This window comes from Pollutimonas thiosulfatoxidans (assembly GCF_004022565.1).
In the GTDB taxonomy this organism is placed as follows: domain Bacteria; phylum Pseudomonadota; class Gammaproteobacteria; order Burkholderiales; family Burkholderiaceae_B; genus Pusillimonas_D; species Pusillimonas_D thiosulfatoxidans.
In genome coordinates this window covers 1394099-1408441 of record NZ_CP022987.1, presented here as the reverse complement: position 1 = coordinate 1408441, position 14343 = coordinate 1394099, and the positions used below count along the sequence as shown (strand labels likewise).

Annotated in this window: 11 protein-coding genes; 10 read left to right on the top strand and 1 reads right to left on the bottom strand. The window is 60.2% G+C overall.

Annotation, left to right across the window (positions count from 1 at the left end; all coding sequences use genetic code 11):
* Nucleotides 1-49: 49 nt before the first annotated feature.
* The 10 genes from hflX to CKA81_RS06700 all read left to right on the top strand — a co-directional run bounded on the left by hflX (nt 50) and on the right by CKA81_RS06700 (nt 12252).
* On the top strand, nt 50-1153 hold the full coding sequence (gene hflX, locus CKA81_RS06745) for a GTPase HflX (RefSeq protein ID WP_128354612.1): 1104 nt from the start codon (nt 50-52) through the stop codon (nt 1151-1153).
* Nucleotides 1122-2438: an FtsH protease activity modulator HflK gene (gene hflK / locus CKA81_RS06740; RefSeq protein ID WP_128354611.1), complete on the top strand. Its 1317-nt coding sequence runs from the start codon at nt 1122-1124 to the stop codon at nt 2436-2438. Before hflX ends, hflK begins: the two co-directional genes overlap by 32 nt.
* A 9-nt stretch (nt 2439-2447) precedes the next feature.
* A complete protein-coding gene (hflC, locus tag CKA81_RS06735; protein WP_128356643.1) occupies nt 2448-3344 on the top strand; it encodes a protease modulator HflC in 897 nt (298 codons plus the stop codon).
* 172 nt (nt 3345-3516) lie between these two features.
* Nucleotides 3517-4695, top strand: coding sequence for an ATP phosphoribosyltransferase regulatory subunit (locus tag CKA81_RS06730; protein ID WP_128354610.1), 1179 nt, complete (start codon nt 3517-3519; stop codon nt 4693-4695).
* A gap of 38 nt (nt 4696-4733) precedes the next feature.
* Nucleotides 4734-6029, top strand: coding sequence for an adenylosuccinate synthase (locus CKA81_RS06725; RefSeq protein WP_128354609.1), 1296 nt, complete (start codon nt 4734-4736; stop codon nt 6027-6029).
* Nucleotides 6030-6173: 144 nt separating this feature from the next.
* Nucleotides 6174-6719, top strand: coding sequence for a phosphoribosyltransferase (locus CKA81_RS06720; RefSeq protein WP_128354608.1), 546 nt, complete (start codon nt 6174-6176; stop codon nt 6717-6719).
* Nucleotides 6720-6788: 69 nt separating this feature from the next.
* Nucleotides 6789-7001 (top strand): 30S ribosomal protein S21, encoded by a 213-nt coding sequence (gene rpsU / locus CKA81_RS06715; RefSeq protein ID WP_013742464.1) that lies wholly within the window; start codon nt 6789-6791, stop codon nt 6999-7001.
* Entirely contained in the window at nt 7002-8942 is a 1941-nt protein-coding gene (gene dnaG / locus CKA81_RS06710; protein ID WP_128354607.1) for a DNA primase, read from the top strand.
* 242 nt (nt 8943-9184) lie between these two features.
* Nucleotides 9185-11578, top strand: a complete 2394-nt coding sequence (rpoD, locus tag CKA81_RS06705; RefSeq protein WP_394342535.1) for an RNA polymerase sigma factor RpoD — start codon at nt 9185-9187, stop codon at nt 11576-11578.
* 128 nt (nt 11579-11706) lie between these two features.
* Nucleotides 11707-12252, top strand: a complete 546-nt coding sequence (locus CKA81_RS06700; RefSeq protein ID WP_128354606.1) for an NADPH-dependent FMN reductase — start codon at nt 11707-11709, stop codon at nt 12250-12252.
* Here the strand turns inward: CKA81_RS06700 and CKA81_RS06695 are convergent.
* Nucleotides 12249-14168: a sigma-54-dependent Fis family transcriptional regulator gene (locus tag CKA81_RS06695; RefSeq protein WP_128354605.1), complete on the bottom strand. Its 1920-nt coding sequence runs from the start codon at nt 14166-14168 to the stop codon at nt 12249-12251. The genes CKA81_RS06700 and CKA81_RS06695 overlap by 4 nt on opposite strands.
* Nucleotides 14169-14343 lie beyond the last annotated feature (175 nt).

Below are 14343 nucleotides of genomic sequence, written 5' to 3'. Positions count from 1 at the left end.
CACCCGCCGCGCGCCTCGCGCCGGCGGGTATTTCGTTTGGAGTCCGCTCATGAAGACACTTATTATCAGCGTCGACCTGGGCGAGCCCGACTACCAGGCGCATGCCGACGAATTCGTCATGTTGGCAAAAGGCGCCGGGGCAGAGATTGTGGCGTCCATCGTCGCGCGCCGGGCCCGCCCGGACGCCGCTCATTTCATTGGTTCGGGCAAACTGGAAGAGGCCATATTGGTGGCTGACGAGGCGGGCGCGGAAATCGTGCTGTTCGATCAGCCGCTCACGCCAGCGCAGCAACGCAACCTTGAAAGAGGTTTCGAGCGCCGCGTGGTCGACCGCGTCGCCCTCATACTGGACATTTTTGCACTACGTGCGAAAAGCCACGAGGGCAAGTTGCAGGTCGAGCTGGCTCAGTTGCAGCACCTATCCACGCGCCTGACCCGCATGTGGTCCCACCTGGAGCGGCAACGCGGCGGTATCGGCATGCGCGGCCCAGGCGAGGCGCAGCTTGAAATGGACCGGCGCATGATAGGCGACAAGGTCAGGTTGCTGCGCGAGCGCCTGGCAAGGGTGCAACGCCAGCGCACCACGCAGCGGCGCTCGCGTTCGCGCAGCAGCACGCTGTCTGTCTCGCTGGTGGGCTATACCAACGCCGGCAAATCGACATTGTTCAATGCCCTGACGCGGGCAGACGCCTATGCGGCCGATCAGTTGTTCGCCACCTTGGACACCACGACGCGTCGCGTCTGGATAGAGGGTGCCGGGCAAGTGGTGGTGTCCGATACAGTGGGCTTTATCCGCGATCTGCCGCCGACCCTGATTGCGGCTTTCCGGGCCACGCTTGAAGAGACGGTACAGGCCGATTTGCTGCTGCATGTTGTCGATGCCTCCAGCCCTCAGCGCGATGAGCAAATCGCTGAAGTCAACAAGGTGCTTGCTGATATCGGGGCCGACGACATCCCTCATATTCTTGTCTATAACAAAATCGATGCAGCCGGTTACGAACCTCGAGTCGAACGTAACGAACATGGTACGATTGCACGAGTTTTTGTCAGTGCCCTGGGGCGCTTGGGGCTAGACGGTTTGCGTGGGGCAATTGTCGAATCCGGTCAAATCGCGGGAAATAATGCGTTTACTATCGAAAATGTTCAATCTTAACGATCCCGGTTGGGGTCGCGGCAATAATAATGGTTCCGAACCGCCTCGTCGGCCGAGCAAGGGCGATGGCCCTCCTGATCTCGACGAAGTGTGGCGCGATTTCAATAATCGGCTGGGCTCCTTGTTCGGGCGCAGTCCGCGTCGCGGCGGCAATCGTTCCGGCGGTGGCGGCAACGATTCCGGCGGCGGCCAGTTCCAGTTTCCGAAGGGTTCGCCTAAAACCATAGGCGTTATTGCGGTCATCATCATTGGCCTTTGGTTGGCCAGCGGTTTCCTGATCGTCCAGGAAGGGCAGGTTGCCGTCGTTACCAAGTTCGGTAAATACACCAAAACGCTCGCTCCGGGCCTGCAGTGGCGCTTGCCTTACCCGATCGAAGCGCATCAAACGGTCAATATCTCGCAACTGCGTACCTTCGAAGTCGGATTCCGTGGCACGGCGCGCAACAAGGTCTTGCCCGAGTCGCTCATGCTGACCACCGACGAAGCCATTGTGGACATGCAATTTGTCGTGCAGTATCGCTTGCTGCCCACCGGGGCGCCCGACTACCTGTTCAACACCAGTCAGCCCGACGAGTCCGTACGCCAGGCCGCCGAGACCGCCATGCGCGAAATCGTCGGCAAGAAGCCCATGGACTTCGTGCTGTATTCCGGTCGTACTGAAGTCGCCACCGAAGTACAGGCACTGGCGCAAAGCATACTGGACGTCTACCGCACGGGCATACAGATCAGCACGGTGGCCATCCAGAACGTGCAGCCGCCCGAGCAGGTTCAGGCCGCTTTTGACGACGCCGTCAAGGCCGGTCAAGACCGCGAACGCCAGATCAACGAAGGTAATGCGTACGCCAACAAGGTCCTGCCGGAAGCGCAGGGTCAGGTGGCGCGCATGATGCAGGATGCCGAAGGTTATCGCGCCACGGTTGTGGGCGATGCACTGGGTGACACCGCGTTGTTTACCAGCGTCGAGCAAGAATACGCCAAGGCACCCGCCATTACCCGCGAGCGTCTGTATTTGTCGACCATGAAAGACATCCTGCAAAACAGCAGCAAGATCATGATCGATACCGAAGCCAGCAACAACATGCTGTACCTGCCGCTGGACAAAATCATGCAGCAAACGGCCTCCAATCCGTCCGGTGCAAGCAGTTCGTTCGAGACCGCCGCCGCAGCGGCCGCAGCAGCGGTCACGCAAGCCAGCAACTCGACACCGTCCCGTCCCTCCACCCGCTCGACTGATGCAGCGGGGTCATCGACCTCGCCGGCGTTGGCGAACCCGTATTCACGCTAGGAGGCCATGATGCAACGTTTTTTCCCTGTCCTGATCGGCCTGGTTATTTTCCTGGCCATCCTCTCCTCCTGCGTCTTTGTCGTGCGCGAGCGCGATGCCGTGCTGGTATTTGCCTTGGGTGAAGTTCGCGACACCGTCACCGAACCCGGCTTGTACTTCAAGCTGCCGCCACCGTTCGAGAACGTAGTCCGCCTGGACAAACGCCTGCAAACCATCGAGTCCAACGACCCGGAACGTATCCAGACCGCCGAGAAAAAGAACCTGCTGATCGATTCGTTCGTGAAGTGGCGTATTGCAGATCCGCGCCTGTTCTACGTAACTTTCGGTGCCAATGACCGCGCTGCGGTAGAGCGCCTGCAGGCGCAAATCCGCGATGCCCTGAACGCCTCGGTCAACGTGCGTACTGTCAAGGAAGTGATCGCCAACGAGCGCGACACCATCATGAAGGAAGTCCTGAACAACGTCGAGGCGCGTGCCAAGCCGTTGGGTGTCAGCGTCGTGGACGTCCGCCTGCGTCGTATCGACTTCGCACCAGAGATCTCCGAGTCGGTGTACCGACGCATGGAAGCCGAGCGCAAGCAAGAAGCCAACCGCCTGCGTGCTACCGGTATGGCCGACAGCGAGCGCATCCGTGCACAAGCCGATCGCGAACGCCAAGAGCTCCTGGCCAAGGCCTATGCCGAGGCACAGCAGATCAAGGGCGAGGGCGAAGCCAAGGCCGCCGCTATTTATGCGGAAGCCTATACGAAGAACCCCGCCTTCTTCAGCCTGTACAAAAGCCTGGAAGGCTACCGCGCAGCTTTTGCCGGCAGCAACAGCGCCATTGTGCTAAGCCCCGATTCCGATTTCTTCCGTTTCTGGAACTCGGCGCAGGGCGCAGCGCCCGCGTTGCCCGCTCAGCCCTAGCGATACAAAAGGGCCCGGCCCATGGCCGTGGCCCGTTTCACTTATTGAAATCTATCGTTTATACTAGCGCGTAAGTTTTGTTTACCTTTACCGCAAGCGACTTGGCGGGCTTACGCCCCAGGTCGCTTTTTGTTTGGTTTTCTTTTTCTGGATCCTAGCTTAAGGCTACAAGATGTCCAAATGGTTGTTGCCGGAAAGCCTGGCCGATATATTGCCTGCCGAGGCGCGCCGCATCGAAGAACTGCGCCGCGACCTGCTCGATCTGTATCGCACCTACGGCTTCGAACTGGTTGCCCCGCCCCTGGTGGAGTACCTTGATTCCTTGCTGTCGGGCAGCGGCGCCGACCTGAACCTGCGCACCTGCAAGCTGGTGGACCAGCTTTCCGGCCGCACGCTGGGCGTACGGGCCGACATGACACCGCAGGTCTCGCGCATTGATGCGCACTTGCTCAATCGCGAAGGCGTTACTCGTCTTTGCTACTGCGGTTCGGTGCTGCATGCGCGGCCCACGGGTCTGCTTTCCGACCGAGAGCTGCTGCAGATCGGCGCCGAAATCTACGGCCATGCCGGCTTCGAGGCCGACATCGAGATCATCGAGCTGGCGCTCGAGAGCGTAAAGCGGGCAGGGGTACGAGAGGCCAGGCTGGACCTGAATCATCCGGCGGTGTTGCGCGCTATCGTTGATGCCGATCCCGCCTTGGCCGTTGCGTCCGACGAGATCCATCGTTTGCTGGACACCAAAGATGTTCCAGGTCTGGATGCGCTGCACGGGCAGCTTACCGGTGTACGGGCCGACAGTATTGAGTCCTTGCGCGTATTGGCAAGCTTGTATGGCGGCACCGAAGTTATCGCCAAGGCTCGCCTCAGCCTGCCAGCACTGCCTGCGATCCAGGCCGCGCTGAACGACCTCGAAACGCTGATCCGGGCATTGCCCGACTACCAGTTCAGCGTCGACCTGGCCGATATGGGCAGCGGCTATGGCTATCACACGGGGGTCGTGTTTTCTATCTACGCCCACGGTTGGCACGATGCGCTGGTGCGGGGCGGCCGGTACGACGGAGTGGGCAGCGCATTCGGACGCTCGCGGCCGGCCACCGGCTTCAGCCTGGACCTGCGCAAGCTTTCCTCCGGCCTGCCGCCGGCAGCACGGGCCCGCGCCATACGCGCACCGTGGGGCACCGATGCGGCGCTGGTCAATGCACTGCGCAAGCTGCGGTTGGCGGGCGAAATCGTTGTGCAGATGCTGCCGGGCCAGGCGCAAAGGATGGACGAGTTCTCGGTAGACCGCGAGCTTGTCCTGGACGATGGAACCTGGAAAGTAAGAGCGATAAGCAATCCGTCTGCGGACTGATTTATCGTATGACTTGAACCTATTAATCGATACGTGACATGAGCAAGAATATTGTGGTGATCGGCACCCAGTGGGGTGACGAAGGCAAGGGCAAGATCGTTGACTGGCTGGCCGAGTCGGCGCAGGGTGTCGTGCGTTTCCAGGGTGGCCATAACGCGGGCCACACACTGTGGATCAATGGCAATAAAACCATTCTTCGCCTGATACCCTCGGGCATCATGCATCCGCACGTTACCTGCTACATCGGCAACGGCGTGGTGCTGTCGCCCGAGGCGCTGCTGAAAGAAATCGGCGAGCTCGAACAGGCCGGCCTGGACGTGCGTGCGCGCTTGCAGATCTCGCCCGCATGCCCGCTTATCCTGCCTTACCACGTTGCTGTCGACCAGGCACGCGAAGCGCGCAAGGGCGAAGGCAAGATCGGCACCACGGGGCGGGGCATAGGCCCGGCCTACGAAGACAAGATAGGTCGGCGGGCCTTGCGTGTGCAAGACCTTTACGATCCTGCCATCTTCGAAGAAAAACTGGCCGAAGCGCTGGATTACCACAACTTCGTCCTGACTCAGTATCTGGGCGGCAAGGCAGTATCGGCCCAAGAGGTAACCGATCAGGCGATGGCGTTTGCCCCTCAGCTTGAGCCCATGGTGGCTGACGTTTCCGCTAATTTGCACCTTGCGCGCAAGGCTGGCCACAAGCTCTTGTTTGAAGGCGCCCAGGGCACTTTGCTGGACATCGACCACGGCACCTATCCCTTCGTGACCAGCAGCAACTGCGTGGCCGGTGCGGCTTCGGCCGGTGCCGGCATAGGCCCCCAGGCGCTTAGCTATGTGCTGGGTATTGCCAAGGCTTACACCACTCGCGTGGGTTCCGGCCCATTCCCAACCGAACTGCTGGACGATACCGGCGTACGGTTGGCCACGGTGGGCAAGGAATTCGGTTCGGTCACCGGGCGGCCTCGCCGTTGCGGCTGGTTTGACGCCGCAGCGATGAAGCGCTCGGTCATGATCAACGGCATCTCCGGCTTGTGCATTACCAAGCTGGATGTGCTGGACGGCGTCGAGCAACTGAAGATCGGAGTAGGTTACCGCTATAAGGGCCAGTTCCTTGATGTGCTGCCCTACGGTGCGCACGCTGTAGCCGAAGCCGAGCCTGTCCTCGAAGAGATGGCGGGCTGGACAGAGTCCACGGTGGGCATTACCGAGTACGACAAGCTCCCGGTGAATGCACGCCGCTATGTCGAGCGCATTGCCGAGGTATGCGATGTGGCGATCGACATGGTTTCGACAGGTCCGGATCGCCTGGAAACTATTGTGTTGCGCGACCCCTTCAGCGGCTGATACACCCGGCACTGCATTCATTGCGCAACAGAAAACCCCCGAATTCCTCTCGATTCGGGGGTTTTTCCGTTTGCGGCTTTCCCCTTGGCTGGTGTTCCGTTTATGATAATGATCCTTTGAGTCAAGACCCGGAAAGTACAGTTCATGAGCCTGCCGCCTAGCACCGATAGAGATCTTTGGATCAGTTGGGATGAATACCACAGCCTCATCGAGCGATTGGCGCTGGCCGTACACGAGTCGGGCTGGAAGTTCGACAAGATAGTGTGCCTTGCCCGTGGCGGCGTGCGTGTCGGCGATGTGCTGTCACGCATCTACGATATGCCGCTGGGCATACTGGCCACCAGCAGTTATCGCGAAGCTGCCGGTACGCAGCAGGGGCAGCTGGACATTGCCCAGTTCATCACCATCACGCGCGGTACGCTGGACGGGCGAGTGTTGCTGGTTGACGACATGGTCGATACCGGCATGACATTCAATCGCGTGCGCGACCACCTGCTGTCGCAGTTTCCCGCCATTACCGAAATGAAAACAGCAGTATTGTGGTGGAAAGGTCATTCGCAGGCGACGCCCGACTATTACGTCGACAAATTGCCGACAAATCCCTGGATCCATCAGCCGTTTGAAGATTACGACAGCATCAGACCGCATCAGTTGGAAGCTTGGGTGCGCAAGGGTGTGCGCAGCAAGTAGCTTCATGGTAGAATTCTAGGTTGTCGTTTTATTTACTAATTTCCTTTTAAAGAGAAGGCTCTAGATTACATGCCTATCGTTCGTCTGAAAGAAAACGAGCCCTTTGAAGCCGCGCTTCGCCGCTTCAAACGCACTATTGAAAAAATTGGCCTCTTGACCGAGCTGCGTTCGCGCGAATTTTACGAAAAGCCCACGGCCGAACGTAAACGCAAGCATGCTGCAGCCGTCAAGCGCCACTACAAACGCATCCGCAGCCAACAACTGCCTCCGCGTCTGTATTGATTGATTCCTGAATCATTTGTTCAGGAACTTCTCGCCCGTGTAGATGTAGTTGATGTAGTCGGGCGATACGTACAGTTGCGCAAGGGCGGGGCCAATCTACTTGGCCTTTGCCCCTTCCACAACGAAAAAAGCCCATCTTTTACCGTAAGCCCCACCAAACAGTTCTATCACTGTTTTGGTTGCGGAGCGCATGGCAGCGCCATTACTTTTTTAATGGAGCACACCGGGGCCAGCTTCCCGGAAGCCGTACGTTCGCTGGCCAGCAATGCCGGCATGACCGTACCGGAAGCTTCTCGCAGCCCCGTGCAACGGGCCGCCGACAAACGCCGCAAGGAAGAAGTCTCGCGCCACCAGCAAATACTGGATATGGCGCAAGCGCACTATGTGGCGCAGCTTAAGCTGGCACAGCCGGCCATTCGCTATTTGAAGCAGCGCGGCTTGTCCGGCGCCATCGCGGCGCGTTTCGGGCTGGGGTGGGCCGGCACTGACCGACGCGGGCTTGCGGCAATATTTCCGCAGTACGAAGACCCCCTGCTGGTGGAGTCGGGTCTGGTAATCGAAGCCGACGACGGCCGGCGCTACGATCGCTTCCGCGAGCGGATCATGTTCCCGATCCGTAATACGCGCGGCAAGTTGATCGGCTTTGGCGGCCGCATTATTGGCAAAGGCGAGCCCAAGTACCTGAACTCGCCGGAAACCAGCTTATTTTCCAAGGGCCACGAGCTTTACGGCCTATGGGAGGCTCGAGCGGGCATACGCAGTGCTGGCCATGTGCTGGTGGTTGAAGGCTATATGGATGTCGTGGGCCTGGCCCAACATGGCGTCGAGAACGCCGTGGCCACGCTGGGTACGGCGACGACGGCTTTTCATATCGAGAAGCTGCTGCGTGCCAGTCACACCATTGTGTTCAGCTTTGATGGCGATACGGCGGGGCGACGCGCCGCATGGCGGGCGCTGAATGCTTGCCTGCCATTGGTGCGCGACGATGTGGCCATGCGGTTTCTGTTCCTGCCTACGGAGCACGACCCGGATTCCTATATCCAGGCGTATGGCGCCGAGGCGTTTCGCGCCACGGTGTCCGAAGCCATGCCCTTGTCCCGTTTCATGATGGACGAGCTGGCTTCACGGCACGCCATGCATGAAGCCGAGGGGCGTGCAGCGTGCGTACACGAGGCCTTGCCTTTGCTGGCCATGCTGCCCGAAGGCACCCTCCGACTGCAAATCGAGCGCGAGTTTGCCAAGCGCGTGCAGCTTACCCCGGAAGAGTTGTCCGGGATGATGCGCGATGCACCGCCGCCGTCCAATGCCGAGCCATCGCCCGAGCACAACGCGCCGCCGCCTTACGGCGGTCCGCAGGCCAGCGACTATGGTGCGTATGACGAGCCGCCGGGGTTCATGGATGGTGCCTCGTACGAAGACCAGGGCCATCAGGTTCACCAGGCGCCGATGCATGAGCCGGTCGCCCGGGCGGGTAAGCGCAGCGCTCGCGCGCCAGGCAAGACGCGTTCGGTCACGCCCTTGGCAAAGCGCTTGCTGCGTTTATTGCTGGCGCATCCCGAATTGGTAGGACAGCTGGGCGATCAGCAGCTTGAAATTTTGCATCATGGCCCCCATCTGGTTTTAGTACGAGACCTGATCACCTTGGCCAACAGCAGTGGGGCGCGCCATGCAGGTGCCCTGTTGCAAGCCGCCGAACCGGGTTCCGACCTTGAAGGCGTGCTGGCGTCATTGACGCCAGAGCTGTTGGCCGGAGAAGAACTGCCCGATCCGCAGGCAGAGTGGAATGACGCCTTGGGACGTATCGAGCTCGAAGCCATCAAGGCCGAGCAATCTGCCCTGGTTCAGGGTGGTCTGAAGGACGATTTTTCACGCCGGCGGTATCAGGAATTGACGCGCAGGATAGCACTGTTAAGTAGTGCTTCTTCGCGTCAAGTGCGGTAAAATAGAGAGTTTTCGCGAAATCTGTTACATCAAGATGCACGACCGGGATGCCGGCCAGCTTGCCCCTTATTGCCTTGCAACGCCACGACGCGTCAAGCATACCTTGTTTTGGGCGGCATGAGCTCACATCTACGTGACTGCACGGTGTTGCACAGGTTACGCGATACATAAAGTAAGTTCTGCCCTGCAACACTCGTCGGTCATTTGGCTGGCCGAGTGTTTTTGCGCCTACGGAAGCGACTATGACCCAAGTTACTGGTAAGACCCCCCTGACACCTGACGACGCTGTTAAAAAAGCGAAGACTGTTGCGGCGACGAAAAGTGTCGACAAGACAGCAGTGAAAGCCGGGGCCAGCGTCAAGGCAGTGAAGGCTGCTGACGCCAAGCCTGCCGCCAAAAAGGCGCCTGCCAAGAAGGCACCTGCCAAGAAGGCCGCCGCCAAGACCGCGGTCAAGATGGCGGAAGGTACAGAGGCTGCGGCGCCCGCCAAGAAGGCGACCAAGACGGCAGCCAAGACAGCTAAAACCGCCAGCAAGACCGCCGCTAAAACCGCCAAGACGGCAGCCAAGGCAGCCGGCGCCACTGATGCCAAGAAGGCCGCCAAGGGTGCGACCAAGGCAGCTTCGCGCCCTGCGCCTACAGGCCGACGTCCCGGACGCCCCGCCAAGAACGCCAATAACGACTCTGCCGATTACAGCGATGACGACAACGGCGACGCCGAAGTCATCCCCGAGCTCAAGCCGCTGCCCAAGCGTGGCGGCAAGCGCGGCAAGGCCGACAAAGATGTACCCGCACGCAGCCAGATGACGCCTGAAGAGCAGGAAGCCCGGCGCAACCGCCTGAAAGTGCTCATCAAGCTGGGTAAAGATCGCGGCTACCTGACGTACGGCGAAATCAACGATCACCTGCCCGACGATCTGGTCGACGCTGAAGCCATCGACGGCATCATCAGCACCTTCAGCGATATGGGCATATCGGTCTACGACCAGGCGCCCGACGCCGAAACGCTGCTCATGAGCGACAACGCACCGGTTGCGACCAGCGACGACGACGTCGAAGACGAAGCCGAGGCTGCGCTCACCACAGTAGATTCCGATTTCGGCCGCACGACCGACCCGGTGCGCATGTATATGCGCGAGATGGGCACGGTCGAGCTGCTGACTCGCGAAGGCGAGATCGAAATAGCCAAACGCATCGAAGACGGCCTGAAGCACATGGTCATGGCAATTGCTGCCTGCCCAACCACCGTCAACGAGATCCTGCAGCACATCCAGCGCGTGCGCGACGGCGCCGCCCAGATCGATGAGGTCGTTGACGGCCTGGTCGACCAGGAAGGCGAAGAGTACGCCGGCGCTGGCGTGTCGGTCGACGACGACGAGAACGAAGACGGCCCCGCAGGCGGCATGAGCAGCAAGCAGCTCGAGTACCTGCGCACCAAGGCCCTCAAGAAGTTCGAGATCATCAACGAGTGGTTCGACAAAATGCGCAAGGCCTTCGAGCGCGACGGCTATCAGGCGCAGGAATACATCACCGCCCAGGAAGCCATCCTGAGCGAACTGATGGGCGTGCGATTCACCGCCAAGATGGTCGAGAAGCTGGCCGATACGCTGCGCGAACAGGTGGCAGAGGTACGCAAGCTTGAACGCGCCGTACTGCATACCTGCGTGGACCGCGCCGGCATGCCACGCGCCTATTTCATCAAGGCATTCCCCGGCAACGAAACCAACCTGTCGTGGGTACTCGAAGAGGTCGCTGCCAACCATCCTTACTCCGAGACTCTCGAGCGGCATATTCCTGCCGTGCAAGAGATCCAGCAGAAGCTCATCGACCTGCAGTCCAGTGTCGTGTTGCCGCTAAAGGACCTCAAGGACGTCAACAAGCGGATGGCCACCGGCGAAGCCAAGGCACGCAAGGCCAAGCGCGAAATGACCGAAGCCAACTTGCGTCTGGTCATTTCCATCGCCAAGAAGTACACCAACCGTGGCTTGCAATTCCTGGACCTTATCCAGGAAGGCAATATCGGCTTGATGAAGGCAGTGGACAAGTTCGAGTATCGCCGTGGCTACAAGTTTTCAACGTACGCCACGTGGTGGATACGCCAGGCCATCACGCGCTCTATTGCAGACCAGGCGCGCACCATTCGTATTCCGGTGCACATGATCGAAACCATCAACAAGATGAATCGCATCAATCGCCAAATTCTGCAAGAGACCGGCGCCGAGCCAGATCCCGCCACGCTGGCGCAGAAGATGGACATGCCCGAAGAGAAGGTGCGCAAGATCCTGAAGATCGCCAAAGAGCCGATCTCCATGGAAACGCCTATCGGTGACGACGATGATTCCCACCTGGGCGATTTCATCGAAGATACCGGCACGCTGTCGCCGTCCGAATGGGCCTTGCACGGCTCTATGCGCGATGTGGTCAAGGAAGTCCTCGACTCCCTTACGCCGCGTGAAGCCAAGGTCCTGCGCATGCGCTTCGGCATCGAAATGAGCACCGACCAAACGCTAGAAGAAGTGGGCAAGCAATTTGACGTAACGCGCGAGCGCATACGCCAGATCGAAGCCAAGGCCCTGCGTAAACTGCGTCATCCCAGCCGGGCTGACAAGCTGAAAAGCTTCCTCGAAGGGCAGTAAGCGCGTTTAGTGGTCTGAATAACGGCGGCTTATGCCGCCGTTTTCCATGATGCGTCATTATGATGGGGTCTGGTCTTGCGAGGCCCGACCCCATTTACCAACCCCGTTCAGTTCAACAAAGGACAGTCATGCAGCCAAAGAATATTGCCGTTATTGTTGGGAGCCTGCGTCGCGAATCCATCAATCGCAAAGTTGCGCAAAGCCTGGTCGAGCTTGCGCCAGACACGCTGGCCCTCGAGATTGTCGATATCAGCCAGCTACCCCTGTACAACCAGGACTACGACGAAGATTCCCCGCAGCAGTATGTCCAGTTCCGCCAGAAAATCGCGGCGGCTGATGGGGTATTGTTTGCCACGCCCGAGCATAATCGCTCGATGCCGGCTGCCATGAAAAATGCCGTCGACATCGGTTCCCGGCCGTACTCGAAAAGCGTTTGGGATGGCAAGCCCGGCGCCATCATCAGTGCATCGCCATCGTTGCAGGGCGCATACGGTGCCACGCAGCATTTGCGCGCCTCGTTGGCCGGCTTGAACATCTATTGCATGGCCAATCCAGAAACCTATCTCAGCCAGGCCGATAAGCTCTATGATCCGGCAGGTGCAGTCACCGAGACGGGCAGGGCGCTTCTGAAGCGTTTCATTGACGCGTATGCCGAATGGGTGGCCCGCTTCTAGCCGGGCCCGGAATCCCTGGATTTCAGGCGCGCCAGGTGTCGATACAGTGTGCTGCGATGCACGCCCAGTACTGTGGCAGCCTGGCTGACGTTGTAGCCGCACTCGCGCACGACTTGTTCTATGGTGCGCTCGGTCATATCGCGCAGGGTGGCCGCCGGGACGTCGCCGCTGGGCACCACCGCCATGGCGCTGTCGGCCTCTGAAGCGATAGGCGCGCGGACAGAGTCTGTTTGCGCCAAGGGCAGGTCTTCCCGGCGTATCAGGCTGCCCGCCGGCTGCAATACGACCAGACTGCGCAGCAGGCTTTGCATCTGTCGGTAATTGCCCGGCCATCCATAAGCTTCCAGCGCATCAAGTGCCGCATCGCTGAGCGTCATGCCGCGCTCGGTGCCGCCCAGTCTTTTGAATTCGGCGCACAGGAACTCGCGCAGGCGCGGGCGTTCGCGCAGCGGTGATAGCGTGATGGTGTAGTCTTGCAGCCGGTAGTACAGGTCGGCTCGAAACAGCCCTTGCGTGATCAGCGTCGACAGATCGCGGTTGCTGGCACTGGTCAGGCCGAAGTGCACGGGTACGCGTTTGTCGGATCCCAGCGGTTGCACTTCGCGCTCTTGCAATGCCCGCAACAACCGGGTTTGCAAGGCCAGCGGCATGTCGCCGATTTCGTCCAGGAACAGCATGCCACCTTGCGCTTCGCGTAGCCGGCCCTGTGCCCCCTCGCGACGGGCGCCTGTGAAGGCACCGCCTTCGTATCCGAACAGCTCGGACTCGATCAAGCTTTCGGGCAGTGCGCCACAATTGATCGCCACAAATGGCCCGCGATGCCAGGCGCTGTTGGCGTGCAGATGCCGCGCAAATATCTCTTTGCCCGCCCCTGTTTCGCCCTGCAGCAGCACCGCCATGCCGCCATCCATGGCCGCAACGGCCTGGAGCAGGGCCTGCTTCGCGGTGTCCTCGAGCTCGGGCAGCGGGGCGGATGCTGTCCTGATGTGTTGCGGGGCAACGGGCAATGGTGTGGCCCGAGGCCGCGCATGCTGGGGGCTGGCTTGGGCGGTTAAGCTTTCCTGTCCGCGGTGCAACTGCCCCACCAAAGCTTGGCCGGAGCGCGTCCGTATGCCATCCGTACGGCCTGCCAATGACGACCAGCCATCCACCCAGTCATCCACAGGGCTATCGAGCAGACGCCAATCGGTGTCCAGCAAATGCAGGGCTGCTTCGTTGGCACCCACGATGCGATCATGCTCGATAAGCACAATGGCGCGTTCGGCCGAGTCCAGCAAAGAGGTCTGGCGCTGGAACACCAGGCGATGCAGGCGATGGTCGGTGTAGTCCAGCAGCCGGTTCGCTATCTGCGTGGCGCACAGGCTGGCCAATCCGAGTGCATAAGCATGCAGGGTGGCGGCGTCTCCGGAGATATCCAGCACGCCGATCACGTCGCCGCGGGGCGATCGGATAGGGGCTGCATGGCAACTGAGGATGCGGTTGCATGACAGGAAGTGTTCGCTGCCGTGTACGCGTATGGGCGCGCCCTCAAACAAAGCCGTACCGATGGCGTTGGTACCGCGCAGCGACTCGGCCCAACTGACACCGGGGCGTAGCGCGACACGCTCGGCTTTGTGCAGAAATTCGGTACTGCCTGCCTCTTGCAAGATCACACCGGCTGCATCGGCCAGCAGCACCACGCTTTTTGCGCTGGCGACCAGGCCGGCCAGGGTTTCCAGTTCGGGCTGCGCAAGCTCGAGCAAGTGAGCGTGCTGTTCGCGGCGCAGTTGCAGATCGGCCAACAGCATGGGATCGGGGTCGGTATGCAGGTCGTAGCTGACGTCGGCGCAGCGCTCCCAGGAACGCTTGATGGAGGACGACTGGGTGACGAGTCGTTCAGGTCGTGCATGAGATGCAGTGGGCCTAAGGAAATTCATTTCGAAGTCTCCGTGGTGTCGCGTTGTGCGTCACGGCTGTCGCGAAGTGCGTCGCGACATGTCGGGTTCTGCGACAGATATACAGCTCACCATACACCTTCGCCGCCGTCCTGCCTATCCCGTGGGCGGCCGTGCGACGTTGGCACGGATGTTGCGTCTTTAAGCTTGCAGGCGC

Bases quoted from the DNA above. Each gene is read 5' to 3' on its own strand.
- hflX (WP_128354612.1), top strand. From the start codon at position 50: ATGAAGACACTTATTATCAGCGTCGACCTGGGCGAGCCCGACTACCAG.
- hflK (WP_128354611.1), top strand. From the start codon at position 1,122: ATGCGTTTACTATCGAAAATGTTCAATCTTAACGATCCCGGTTGGGGT.
- hflC (WP_128356643.1), top strand. From the start codon at position 2,448: ATGCAACGTTTTTTCCCTGTCCTGATCGGCCTGGTTATTTTCCTGGCC.
- CKA81_RS06730 (WP_128354610.1), top strand. From the start codon at position 3,517: ATGTCCAAATGGTTGTTGCCGGAAAGCCTGGCCGATATATTGCCTGCC.
- CKA81_RS06725 (WP_128354609.1), top strand. From the start codon at position 4,734: ATGAGCAAGAATATTGTGGTGATCGGCACCCAGTGGGGTGACGAAGGC.
- CKA81_RS06720 (WP_128354608.1), top strand. From the start codon at position 6,174: ATGAGCCTGCCGCCTAGCACCGATAGAGATCTTTGGATCAGTTGGGAT.
- rpsU (WP_013742464.1), top strand. From the start codon at position 6,789: ATGCCTATCGTTCGTCTGAAAGAAAACGAGCCCTTTGAAGCCGCGCTT.
- rpoD (WP_394342535.1), top strand. From the start codon at position 9,185: ATGACCCAAGTTACTGGTAAGACCCCCCTGACACCTGACGACGCTGTT.
- CKA81_RS06700 (WP_128354606.1), top strand. From the start codon at position 11,707: ATGCAGCCAAAGAATATTGCCGTTATTGTTGGGAGCCTGCGTCGCGAA.
- CKA81_RS06695 (WP_128354605.1), bottom strand. From the start codon at position 14,168: ATGAATTTCCTTAGGCCCACTGCATCTCATGCACGACCTGAACGACTC.